Raw genomic sequence first — 12,543 nt, forward strand, 5'->3', positions numbered from 1 at the left:
TATTATTACGCAAGGTTTATTTTACCCGATAAACAGGATATTGTAAATGAGCCTTCTCATAATGTTTACTTTGTTTATGTAACCAATCTAATTGTGCGTACCAATTATTTGCAAATTCATCATCATAGCTGATTTTTACATTAAATTCCATTTGAAGTTTTTTATTTCCTTTTAAAAGTTCTTCAGCTTTATCTTCCCAAACGTAAGGTGAGAATCCTTCTTTTTGTTGAAGAATAGTATCGAAGAAATTCCAATTAAAAAATGAATCTATAGCAGTTGGTTCTAATGTTTCAATTAAATAGCGTATTGCCTTTTGATTTGTAGAAATCAAATAATCACCTTTTCTAAATGTTATTTTTTTGCTAGACGTTGTTACTTCTGTATTGTAATGAGCGTAGTGCCCCTCGTAAGGTGATTTTCGGGTTTCATAATTTCCTATTTTATAAGATTCAACGGTTAGTGTTGTATCGTTTTCAAATTGAGTGAATGCCACATTATTTAATTTTAATAAATCAATGACGTTATGCCATCCTTGTGGAATGATATAGGCTTTAGGAATGGTAACAGAATCTGTAGCTTTAAAATAATCTTGATAATTAATTTCTTTAGTAAAAGGCTTAGCTCTGTCGTATTTTAAACGTGTGGCTCCGGTAAGTTCACTCGGAATCATTTCGCCTTCATAACCTTTAAAATCCCTTGTTGATGATTTAGTGGTGTCAACTTCCCAGGCTAAAGGGTAATGGTTACCAGCAGTCCATAATTTAGCTTGTTCCTTTCTGAGTTTCGTTATTTTTTCACCTTGTTCTTCAGTGATTTCAATCATGCTTTTCATAACTTCATAAGTGCCTTCTACACGTTGCTTATAAGGTTTAAGCATGTGAGTTTCTACCATCATACCAAGCGTGTTAAATAAAGTAGTGTAACCCGTAGAATAACGAGGTGTATCTAAAAACTGTGAAAATCCAGAATCTGGTGTGCGGTTAAAAACATTGACATATGGTGTGATGTCCCAAGATTTAGCTTCTAGTTTTTGTTCTAATGTTTGCATCATTTTCGTGTGAATAAATTGGTCAAGCGGTCCTCCTAATTTATTATGCTGAGTAAATAAATGAGTTAGCGTATATTGATAATCTGCACCATTGCTAACGTGGTTATCTATAAAAACATCAGGTTGTACTAAATGAAAAATTTCAGCAAAAGTTTTAGCGTTTTCAGTGTCCGATTTTATAAAATCACGATTTAAATCGTAATTACGAGCATTACCTCTAAAACCATATTCTTCTGGCCCGTTTTGATTGGTACGCGTTGTAGAGTTTCTATTTAAACTTCCGCCAATATTATAAATAGGAATAGTTACCACAATTGTGTTTTTTGGAGCTTCTATTTTACCATCAACAATATCTCTAAAAAGCATCATGGTAGCATCAATTCCGTCAGATTCTCCTGGGTGAATACCATTATTAATTAAAAGAATTCTATTGTCTTTTCTTAAGATTTCAAAATCGTCACTAGAACCCTTCATGTTTAAAGTAACAATATGTAAAGGTTTGCCTGCGTCTGTATTACCAATTTCTTGTATTGATATTTCAGAATAAGTATTTGCTAAAGCTTCATAATAAGTAATAGTTTCGGTATATGTTGCCGTTTCTAATCCTTCGCTTTTTTCAAATACAGTCGTAAAATCAGTTTTGGGTTGTGTTTCTGGATCAACAGGCTCAGTTGGTTTATCAGTCTTTTCGTTACAAGCAACTAATAATAACGTTAGGAATAATATTTTTTTCATTATGTAGAATTAGAGTGACAATTTACTTATAATAATTAACATGAAAACATATATACTCTATTTTGGTGCTCTAAGAGAATTTAATAATTATCTAATTAAATGAGGTGTTTTCTATATGTAAATAGGTTAGAAGAACAGGGGGGATTTTAACGTTATTTGTATATAAAAAATTATAACTTCGCGTTTAATTTTACACCCTTATTTATATTTAATGCAACAAACGACTAACACTATATTAATGATTCGTCCTATTAACTTCAGGATGAATGAACAAACGGCTGTCAATAATTATTTTCAAGAAGATTTGGATTTAAAAAATGCTGAAATTAATGCTAAAGCTCAGAATGAATTTGATGCTTTTGTAGAAAAGCTAAGAGCAGTCGGTATTAATGTTATTGTTGAAGAAGATGATAAATTAAACGATACTCCAGATTCTGTGTTTCCAAATAATTGGGTAAGTTTTCATAGCAATGGAGATGTTGCAAAATATCCAATGTTTGCAGAAAATAGAAGAAAGGAACGTAGAGAAGAAGTTTTTGTTAGGCTCGAGAAAGAAGGCTTTGTTATAGAGAATATAGTTGATTATACTTCTGCAGAACACGAAGGCTATTTTTTAGAAGGTACGGGGAGTGTAATCTTAGATCGCGTAAATAGAAAAGCTTACTGCGCATTATCTCCAAGAGCAGATGAAGAATTATTTATAGAGTTTTGTGAAGATTTTGAATATAGTCCTGTGATTTTTACAGCTTATCAGTCTGTTGAAAATAAAAGATTACCTATTTACCACACTAATGTAATGATGTGTATCGCAGAAAACTTTGCTGTAATCTGTTTAGATAGTATTGATGATAAAAAAGAGCGTAAAAGTATTGTAAAGCATTTAAGACAAGACGGAAAAGAAATCATTTCTATCACAGAAGCTCAGATGCATAGTTTTGCGGGTAATATGTTACAGTTGCAAGGTGAAAATGATAAACGTTTCTTAGTAATGAGTGAAGCAGCTCATAGTAGTTTATCTAAATCTCAAATAAACAGTATTGAAAAGCATTGTGCTATTATTTCAAGTTCATTAGAGACCATTGAAACATGTGGAGGAGGAAGTGCGCGCTGTATGATGGCAGAGGTCTTTTTACCTAAAAACTAATACCTAACTTCTAACTTACTTAAATATTATAGTGAAATTTATGCTAGGGATTCTGCTTTAGGTAGCTCTACAAAGAATTTACTACCTATATTTTCAGTACTGTCTACCCAAATTTTTCCGTTGTTTAGTTCTACTAAATCTTTGGCTATAGTTAAACCTAGTCCGGTTCCTTTTTCGTTTTGAGTTCCTTTGGTTGTGAAGTTTTTATTAGAAGCAAACAATTTATCTATATTGTTTTTAGAAATCCCAATACCTGAATCTTCTATGACAATTAAGGATTTTCCGTTTACATTTTTATTAGAAATCGTTATGATATCCCCAACTCTACAAAATTTAACAGCATTAGTAATTAAATTCTGAATAACAATTTCTATCATGCTTTTATCAGCATAAATAAAATCGCGTTGAGATTCATCAATTAAAATAATGCGCTTATCCTCAATTTTCTGTTCAACTAGTGCCATTTTATTATGAAACACTTCTTGAATGTTGAACAATTCTGGTTTAGGTTCTAAATTTTGTAGTTGCGATTTAGACCAATTTAATAAGTTAAATAATAAGGTTGAAGCATTATTAGCGTTTTCACTTAACTCTGGTATTAATTCGTTAAATTCTTCTTTAGAAATATTATCTTCTTTTAATAAATCTAAAAAGGCTTTGATAGAAGAAATAGAATCTTTTAAGTCATGAGAAACAATTGAGAAAAGTTTATCTTTTACTTTGTTAACTTCTTCTAAGTGATGTATCTGTTCTAATATAGCTTCTGTTTTTTCGTGTTCTTCAATTAGCTTATTTTCTTGTTTTTTTAATTTAATTTTATGTGCTTTAGTTTTTAATAAGCTATAAATTAAAAGGGATAGCAAAAAAATAATTATTGCAGTAGTACTATATAAAATAGAAGGTTTGTTGTGCCATCCTGCCTCTAATACTGGTGCTGAAGATTGTTCTGTAATTTCAATTTTTATGTCATCCTCAATTAAATTTAAATGTTCTATTTCTGTTGGAATTACAGGTGAAACTTTTTTATTTAAAGAATCTTTTAGATTGTGAAATTTATTCTGCCAAAAGAATGCTGTTTGGAAATATTCACGTGTAGAGTCCAATGCAATATGTAGTTTATAGTTTTTTAAAAGCTCTGTTTTATTATTTGTTTCCTGTGCAATAATGTAAGCCTCGTCTAGTTGGTATTGAGCTTGTTTTAAATTTTTATTCTGAAGGCTTAAATTTCCCATAGCATTTAAGGTTCTTAATATACCTTCTTTATTATTCTGTTCTCTATTATGTTTTAACCCTTCTTCTAAATATTGTGAAGCTTTATCATATTCATTAAAACGTAAGTATTCACTGCCTAGTTTAGGGAGAATTTCACCTTTTAAATCTTTATCTGTTTCAGGATCTAAAAGAGCCAGAACTTTTTCATAGTATTCAATAGCTTTTCGGTGCTCTTTTAAAAGCGAATAGAGTTCAGCAATGTTTTTTGTAGAGATTTTTATTCCCTCTATATCTTTAATGTGCTTTTTGATTTCTAAACCTTTAAAATTAAACTCAATAGATTTGTCTATTTGATTGGTCTTATAATAGGCTTCAGCAAGGTTATTATACGCTAAACTTAATTCTTCGTTTAGTGATTGTGCTTTAAAAATATCTATTGCCGATAATGAGTTTTGTAAGCCTACATAATAATTTCCGCGTTTTATTTCAATAAGTCCAATACTGTTACTCACTTTAGCAACTCCTATTGTATCTTTTATTTGTAAATATAAAACTCTAGATTTTTTGTAATTATCAATGGCGTTTAAATAATCATCACGTTGTGTGAAAATTAATGCTCTGTAGTAACAGCTTTCAGCTAAGCCTTTTTTATAATTAAGATCTTCGGCTAGTTTTGAGCTATTATTAATATAAAGTAATGCTTTACTGTAATTTTCATTTTTGTAAAGTTCATTTATAAGCATCAGGGATAGGTCTACTTTTGTAGAGTCTGCTTTTAAGTATGTTAATTGTACAGTTAGTTTGTCTATTTTTTCATTTTGAGAAAAAACAGATAACGATAAAAGACAAATAGCTAATGTTGATAATAGCTTTATCTTAAAATAGCGTAAAACGAACTGCGCTGTTTTGTTTTTAAAAACTTTGATAGAGGGACAAAAAAGTAAGTTAACACAAAACAATAACAACGTTGTTAATGTTTGATTACTAAGCTTCATTTATGTTTGGGACATATATTAATAGCCTTTCAAAAGTGCAATTAAGAATGGATATACACTAATATTTAAGATTTAATACCAATATATTAGTTGAAATGTTTTTTTTTTTTTTTTCGGTAAATTTATAACTGATTTATTAAGTGTTAATTTAACGTAATTAATAGTGTTTTATCGATGAATCTCGTTGTTGGTTTATAATATTGATTTTTAACAGGTTGTTTTTGAAAATAGTTAGGGTATTGATTAGACCTATTGGTTATATAAGTTGAATAATTATGTCCGTGCTGAGGTTTAATAAAACAATAAAACCGCTATCTTTGCAAACGTTTTAAAATACCAAAATACAGCAAAATATGAAGCTTCAAGAGACTTTAGAATTACATGTAAAAGCAGCGATTAAAGCGTTGTTTCAATCGGAATTACCATCAGTAGAATTTCAGGCAACACGCAAAGAATTTGCAGGGGATGTTACGGTTGTTGTGTTTCCAATGTTACGTGTGGTTAAAGGTAACCCTGTTGTTATAGGTGAGCAAGTTGGTCAATATTTACTGGATAATGTAGATTTAGTAAAAGGTTTCAATGTTGTAAAAGGGTTTTTAAATATTGAAATTAATGATAGTTATTACTTCGATTTTTTTCAATCTATAAAAAACGACGCTAAATTTGGTTTTGTTGATCAAAAGGAGGATGATGCGGTAATGGTTGAGTATTCTTCGCCAAACACAAATAAGCCATTACACTTAGGCCATGTTAGAAATGTGCTTTTAGGATATAGTGTTGCTGAAATTTTAAAAGCTTCAGGTAAAAAAGTTTACAAGACTCAAATTATTAATGATAGAGGAATTCATATTTGTAAAAGTATGTTGGCTTATCAAAAATTTGGAAAAGGTGAAGTGCCTACTCAAGATTTAAAAGGGGATAAGTTAGTCGGGAATTATTATGTGAAGTTCGACCAAGAATATAAAGCTGAAATTTCAGAATTAATGGCACAAGGTCAGTCTGAAGAAGAGGCTAAAAAGAATGCACCTTTATTATTAGAAGCTAAAGAAATGCTTATTAAATGGGAAGCAGGTGATGAAGATGTTGTTGCACTTTGGACTAAAATGAATCAATGGGTTTATGATGGTTTTGATGTTACTTATAAAAATATTGGTGTTGATTTTGATACTTATTATTACGAAAGTAATACCTACTTATTAGGTAAAGAATTTGTAGCCGAAGGTTTAAAAACAGGTGTTTTTATTAAAAAAGAAGATGGTTCAGTTTGGTGTGATTTAACTGAAGACGGATTAGACGAAAAAATTGTTTTGCGTAGTGATGGTACTGCGGTTTATATGACTCAAGATATTGGAACAGCAATTCAACGTATTAAAGATTACCCAGATGTTGGAGGTATGGTTTACACGGTAGGAAATGAGCAAGATTATCATTTTAAAGTTTTATTCTTAATCTTAAAGAAATTAGGTTTTGACTGGGCAAAAAATCTATTCCATTTAAGTTATGGTATGGTAGATTTACCAAGCGGAAAAATGAAAAGTAGAGAAGGAACTGTTGTAGATGCTGATGATTTAATTCAAGAAATGGCAGATACAGCTGAAGAAATTTCTAAAGAATTAGGGAAGCTTGAAGAATACGATGAAGCAGAAAAAAGCGATCTTTATAAAACGATTGGTTTAGGGGCTTTAAAATATTACATATTAAAAGTAGATCCTAAGAAAAGAATTTTATTTGATCCTAAAGAATCTATCGATTTTCAAGGAAATACAGGGCCTTTTATTCAATATACTTACGCAAGAATACAATCGATATTAAGAAAAGCAAATATCGGTGCTGATGTTACTTTAAGTGCAGCTAATATTTCTTTTCATGAAAAAGAAAAGGAATTAATTAAGCAATTAGAGCAATTTCCTGAGATAATACAAAATGCAGCAGAACAACATAGTCCTGCGTTAATTGCTAATTATACTTACGAGTTGGTTAAAGGATTTAATTCATTCTATCAAAATGTATCTATCCTTGGTGCAGATACTGAAGAAGAAAAAAGTTTTAGAGTAGATTTATCTAAAACAGTGAGCCAAACGATAAAGAATGCATTAAGCCTTTTAGGAATTGCAGTTCCTGAGCGTATGTAAGATTTTAAATATTTTTATATCAATAATTAAGTTTATAAAAACGTCTATCTATAAAAGGTAGACGTTTTTTAGTTTAATCTTTTATTACCTTATTAAGACGATATACATAACCTAAGCTAAGTTCTGAGAAGTCAGCCTGTCCTAGGTTTGCATTAATATGTGCACCAACAAAAAGATTGTGTTCAGGAGCTTTGTTGGTCGTCCATAAATAATATTTTAGTCCCATTCTAGCAGAAACGGTTCGTTTTATTTTATAATACCAATTAAGTTCACCTAATACGTCTACGGTTTCGTTATGTGCATCTTGATAATCATAACCTTGATTAATTTTCCAATCTATTTTGTAAAAAGGTTTGTAAATGTTGAGGCCTAAATTCAATTCTATTCCGATATGGTCAATTAATAATTCTGACGTGGCAAACAATCCAAAAGCAGTGGCATATCCATAAGGATTTTCTGTATAGTGCGGAAATTGTTCTTCAACTAAGGTTTCATTATTTTTTATATAGTCGTAATAATGTTCGTAGAATCGGTAATAGAATCCTCCTCCAAATTTAAAAGTGTTATTAAGTATTTTTCCAGCCGAAGCAGAAACAGTATAAACCTCCTTTTTAGTATTAAACTCTTTAGATAATACGTTTTGTCCTAGTCCAAATCTAAAAGATAAATAAGTTTGTGATTTAGATTTGAAGTCCGTTTTTTTTAAGTCAGATAAATTGTTTTGTTGCTTATTTATTTTTGCGGAAATACTAGCTAATAAAGAATTTAAACCTTGGTTAGGTAATTTGCTATGTCCGTTAGAATGGTGTAATAAGCCGAGGCCAAATCTCCAATCTATAGTTTTTGTTTTAGCGACATCATAATATAAAAATGATCTAAAAGACCAATTAAATTTAGTTGTTATAGCTTTATTAAATCCGTTTGTTGCAATATTATATTGAGTGTCCATGTAAGAACTTCCTAAAGCAAGATGTAAGTTTAGACCATCTATTTGTCTTTTTAATATTGAAACTTCAATAAAAGGTAAAATGCTATAAGCGTGACCAATATTTTCGGTGTTTCCAAAGTCTGTATAACCAAAAGAGATTCCTGTTATAGGATAATTTAATCTTGCTGCCCATTCTTTATCTGGTTTAAAATTATAACACCCTAGACTTAAAAATAAGTTTTTTTGAAGGTTGGTTTCAGGAAAATCTGTATTCGCTTCTAATGTTTTTCCGATAAGAATTTCAGGAGTTAAAAATGAAGCATTCTCTTTTTGTATTGTTTGAGAGTAGCAATTTTGATATAATAGAGTAACAATTCCTATTGAAAAATAGAAGATTTTAAAGGCTTTAGAATACATTGATTGAGGTTGATTAGTGTCACAATTAACAACTAAAAATTGATTCTAAAGCTAAGATTTGGAGTGAATTGTAAAGATTGATTATTTATTTCTTTAATTTCTTCATCAGAATTTATATTGTAATAACGATTAATGATGTTTGTTTGATTAAAGATATTCCAAACAGAAGCCCCTAGTTCGGCTTGCACACCTTCGGAAATTGAAAAGTCATAAATAGCTGAAATATCTGTTCTAAAGTAATCGTCTAAACGAGAGCTATTTGGTGTTTTGTACTCTATAGTTGTACTGTTGGTGTTTTGAGTGTCTAATATTGAAGTGTAAGGTCTTCCCGAGTGCCAGTTTACGCCTAAGCCTATTTTTAAATGAGCAATATTATAAGTGATTGATGCATTTGCAACATGTCTTATGTCTAAGGTGTTGGGAAATGTTTTTTCTGAATTAAGCGTCTTAAAAATATAATCGTTTTTACTCCAAGTATAACCCAACCAAGTACTGAAGTTATTGAAACGTTTATTAATAAGAAAATCAAAGCCTTTTACGGTGTAGCTCCCAATATCATTAGTGAATTGAAACTGATTCTGAAATCCTTGACTCCTCGCTGTAATGTTATTTACGCCTTTGTAATAGCCTTCTAAAGATATTAGCAGGTTGTTTTGATTATAGCTGAGGCCTAGAGAGAATTGTTCGCTAGTAATTAAAGGAACGTCATCTCCATTTGCAAGTTGCCATCTGCGTTTTTCAATACCGAAAAAATCTTGTTGTAAATCAATAATTTGTGTTATAGATTGACTTTTTAGTTCGCCTAAAACTTCTAGTCTAAAATAATCTAGAAATTTATAATTTATAGAAAACCGGGGTTCTATTAAAAAATCAGATAACTTACTGAAATAATTGACTCTAGAGCCTAGTCTGATATGTGTATCTCGAGTCGGTGAATACCATTCAATTTCTCCAAAAAGTGAATGTGTTCTAATAATTTCTTTATTAAGACTAGTGTAATTCGGGTTTGTAACATCTTCAAAATAGGTAACGCTAACATCGTTAAACTGGTAGCCTGCATTAAAATTGAGATCATCACTAACGTTTTTTGTTATGTCTATTCTTAAACCAAAGTCTTCAACTTTATTTTCTTGAGTTAAAGACAGGTTGTTTAATGAATTTTGATTTGTTGCATCTAAATTATAACCTGAATAATAGGCTTGTGCGGATAGCTTAAATTTTTTATTCATTCTCTTAGAATAATTAGCACTCGCTCCATGACTTTCTTGGTTTAATTCGCTTCTGGTTTCTTGTAACTCATGGTCCGATGTTATAAAGGCTTGGTTATAATCTAAGTTGTTAGAGAGTGTTAATAAATTAAGTCTAAATTTAGATGTGTTATCAATATCATATAAAAACTTAACATTAAAATCGTAGAAAATAAAACGTTCATCCAAAGCTAGTTGGTTGTTGCTTGTGTTTGATTCGTTTAATTCTGAATCCTTAAAAATGCGATTAAAATAAGAGTCGTATGTTTTGGTAACTAATATATCCGTATAAGAGCGTCTTGCAGATACTTGAATCTCTGTTTTTTTAGATAGAGCTATTTTTGCAAACCCATCTACACTTAAAAGATTTCCGCCAAGGCTGATTCTGTTTTTCTGATCTAATTCATCAGTGTTTTTAATAGCTATTGTACTCGATACAGCATTTCCAAATCTTGCACTAGTTCCGTTTTTAGAAATTGTAATGCCTTCAGAAAGGTAAGGGTTAAAAGCAGATATCAATCCAAAAAAATGGCCCGATTGGTACATTCTTATGCCTTCATATAAAATTAAATTCTGATCATTTGTGCCACCTCTAACATTAATGTTAGAAACACGTTCATCAACACTTATAATACCTGGTAAATTTTGAACTATTTGTAGAACATCGGGCTCTGTAAGTCCTGGTAAAATATCAAAAGCTTTAGTGTTAACTTCGATTGTTCCGTTGTTCATTTTAGATATCCCTTTGGTTAAATAGTTCGTTACAATAACTTCTTTAAGTTGTTGAATACCGTTTGGGAGATCTAATTCGTTTTGCTTAGATATGGTTACAAATCGATCACTTAATATTTTAAAATTAAGATTAGTGACAAGGTTTAATTGACTTATTGTTTCTTCTAATGAAAAGTTTGAGTTTAATGGAATAATTGAAATATCTTCAATTATTTTAGTTTCAAAAGAAAATTTAATATTATGCTTTTTTTCTAATTCTGTAAGAATTTGTGCAAGTGGTTTTTCTTCCTGTTGTCCTTGACTATGAGTTAGGTTACACAAAGAAAATATTAAAAATAAAAAACCTAAAAGCTTTAATTTTTTATTCACGTTTTAATAAAATAGACTTTCCTGATTTACTGTAGCTTAAATTTAAAGGTATTGTAATAGACTTTAGTGCTAAATCTAAATTATTATGTGTAAAACTTCCGGTAAACAAACGAGACGTGTCAATATTTTCTGTTGTAATACTTTCTTTATACTGATTTTCTAATTCTGTAATGACGTATTTAAGAGGTACACTTTTAAAACTGCTTTCTCCCTCAAGCCAAAGCGGTTGTAATATGTTTTCTTTACCTTCAGTAATTTGTTTATCATCTATAACTTTAAAACTGTTTCCAGGTTTTAGTTTTACCGTTTTACCATTATGTGCTACAGAAACAAGTCCTTCAAAACAAGTCACTTCAAAGTAAGAGCCACGTTGTTTTACATTAAATTGTGTTCCTAAAACACTAACGGTGCCATCGTTTGTGATAACATCAAACTTTTGACCTTTAGCAACTTTAAAAAAGGCTTCACCTTTTAGTTTTACAGCTCTAGTTTTATTCCAATTACTTTCATTAAAAATGACTGTTGAGTTTGCATTTAGATTTACACTTGAAGCGTCTGGTAATTTAATGATTGACTGCTCTGCAATTTCTGTATGAATTTCGGTATTTAGAGTTGTGGTGTAATAATAAACACTAAGTCCTATCATTAAGATTGCAGCAATTTTAAATAAAGGCTTTAGCCAAGTATATGTTTTAGTTGTCTTGGGTTTAAGCTGAGGTTGTAAAGTTTTATAAGACGCTTCAGTAATAAAATCTGGAGCTTTAAAATCTTTTAGAATAGAATCCATTTTTATCAACTGCGAATAATCCTCTAACTGTTCAAAAGCAATTTGCTCTTCAGTATTGAGGTTGTGATCTAGCCATTTTTTTATAAGTTCTTCTCTATTCATTTATTTCATTGTCATTTATAACAATCATAATTAGATGCGTTTTAAAATATGATTTCAACTATATAACAGTTTAACCTTAAAAACACCTACTTTTTTAAAGTTCTTCTATTTCTTCTCTTAATCTTTTTAAAGCACCATAGATTCGTTTTTCAACCCCTTTTACGGAAATATCTAAGAGTTCAGCAATTTCTTTAAAACGTTTACCTTCAACTCTATTCATTAAAAAAGCGACACGTTGTGCTTCTGTTAAATTGCTAATAGCTTTTTGTAATTTAATATGGTATTCTTTTTCTTCTAAAACAAACAGAGGTGTTTCGTTAGTTGTTCTTTTCTGAGGTTTTTCATTATATCTTAGAACAACTTTCTGGTGTGAAACAGCATTAAGCATTAAATTATTTGCTGTTGTAAATAAAAAACTCTTCGCTTTAGGCGGTGCTACCTTGCTACAATTTTGCCAAAGTTTAATAAATGCTTCTTGTACTTTGTCTTGCGGGTTTAAGTGTTCGCCAAATTTGTAGTACAGAAAATTGTGCAAGTTTTTAGCGTGCTTTTTGTATAAACGCTCAAATAATTGCGATTCACAAATGTTATCATGCAAAGGTTGACTCATGGTTTTTTATAGGGCTTACAAATTAGAAATAAATTTTTTAATTTGTAGGGTAGGGGATTTTTAATGTAACTTGTTACATAGTAAA

General features: G+C 30.2%; 8 protein-coding genes. 2 read left to right on the forward strand and 6 right to left on the reverse strand.

What is annotated here, in order from left to right; all coding sequences use genetic code 11:
• Window positions 1-16: 16 nt before the first annotated feature.
• On the reverse strand, window positions 17-1,783 hold the full coding sequence (locus tag H0I32_RS11905; protein ID WP_179313679.1) for a M14 family metallopeptidase: 1,767 nt from the start codon (window positions 1,781-1,783) through the stop codon (window positions 17-19).
• A gap of 211 nt (window positions 1,784-1,994) precedes the next feature.
• Between H0I32_RS11905 and ctlX the strand changes: the two genes are divergently transcribed.
• Entirely contained in the window at window positions 1,995-2,927 is a 933-nt protein-coding gene (gene ctlX / locus H0I32_RS11910; protein ID WP_173587893.1) for a citrulline utilization hydrolase CtlX, read from the forward strand.
• A gap of 38 nt (window positions 2,928-2,965) precedes the next feature.
• On the opposite strand, the gene H0I32_RS11915 is transcribed toward ctlX, so the two are convergent.
• Window positions 2,966-5,134 carry a tetratricopeptide repeat-containing sensor histidine kinase gene (locus H0I32_RS11915; protein WP_218841347.1) on the reverse strand — a complete coding sequence of 723 codons (2,169 nt, stop codon included), beginning with the start codon at window positions 5,132-5,134 and terminating at the stop codon, window positions 2,966-2,968.
• A gap of 353 nt (window positions 5,135-5,487) precedes the next feature.
• Between H0I32_RS11915 and argS the strand changes: the two genes are divergently transcribed.
• A complete protein-coding gene (gene argS, locus H0I32_RS11920) occupies window positions 5,488-7,266 on the forward strand; it encodes an arginine--tRNA ligase (protein WP_179313680.1) in 1,779 nt (592 codons plus the stop codon).
• Between the two features lie 73 nt (window positions 7,267-7,339).
• Here the strand turns inward: argS and H0I32_RS11925 are convergent, their stop codons facing one another.
• From H0I32_RS11925 to H0I32_RS11940, 4 genes are all read right to left on the reverse strand, one after another.
• Complete coding sequence (locus tag H0I32_RS11925; RefSeq protein ID WP_179313681.1) at window positions 7,340-8,611, reverse strand: acyloxyacyl hydrolase; 1,272 nt, start codon at window positions 8,609-8,611, stop codon at window positions 7,340-7,342.
• A gap of 32 nt (window positions 8,612-8,643) precedes the next feature.
• Window positions 8,644-10,959: a TonB-dependent receptor plug domain-containing protein gene (locus tag H0I32_RS11930; protein WP_179313682.1), complete on the reverse strand. Its 2,316-nt coding sequence runs from the start codon at window positions 10,957-10,959 to the stop codon at window positions 8,644-8,646.
• Entirely contained in the window at window positions 10,952-11,848 is an 897-nt protein-coding gene (locus H0I32_RS11935) for a FecR family protein (protein ID WP_179313683.1), read from the reverse strand. The genes H0I32_RS11930 and H0I32_RS11935 overlap by 8 nt, the downstream gene beginning before the upstream one ends.
• Before the next feature lie 94 nt (window positions 11,849-11,942).
• Window positions 11,943-12,458 carry an RNA polymerase sigma factor gene (locus tag H0I32_RS11940; protein WP_179313684.1) on the reverse strand — a complete coding sequence of 172 codons (516 nt, stop codon included), beginning with the start codon at window positions 12,456-12,458 and terminating at the stop codon, window positions 11,943-11,945.
• Window positions 12,459-12,543: the final 85 nt, after the last annotated feature.

It is taken from the genome of Winogradskyella sp. HaHa_3_26 (assembly GCF_019278425.1).
GTDB classification, from domain to species: domain Bacteria; phylum Bacteroidota; class Bacteroidia; order Flavobacteriales; family Flavobacteriaceae; genus Winogradskyella; species Winogradskyella undariae.

What these genes read in the sequence shown, in the direction of transcription:
- H0I32_RS11935 (WP_179313683.1), bottom strand. Translation starts at nt 11,848, where the DNA reads ATGAATAGAGAAGAACTTATAAAAAAATGGCTAGATCACAACCTCAAT.
- argS (WP_179313680.1), top strand. Translation starts at nt 5,488, where the DNA reads ATGAAGCTTCAAGAGACTTTAGAATTACATGTAAAAGCAGCGATTAAA.
- H0I32_RS11925 (WP_179313681.1), bottom strand. Translation starts at nt 8,611, where the DNA reads ATGTATTCTAAAGCCTTTAAAATCTTCTATTTTTCAATAGGAATTGTT.
- H0I32_RS11915 (WP_218841347.1), bottom strand. Translation starts at nt 5,134, where the DNA reads ATGAAGCTTAGTAATCAAACATTAACAACGTTGTTATTGTTTTGTGTT.
- H0I32_RS11905 (WP_179313679.1), bottom strand. Translation starts at nt 1,783, where the DNA reads ATGAAAAAAATATTATTCCTAACGTTATTATTAGTTGCTTGTAACGAA.
- ctlX (WP_173587893.1), top strand. Translation starts at nt 1,995, where the DNA reads ATGCAACAAACGACTAACACTATATTAATGATTCGTCCTATTAACTTC.
- H0I32_RS11940 (WP_179313684.1), bottom strand. Translation starts at nt 12,458, where the DNA reads ATGAGTCAACCTTTGCATGATAACATTTGTGAATCGCAATTATTTGAG.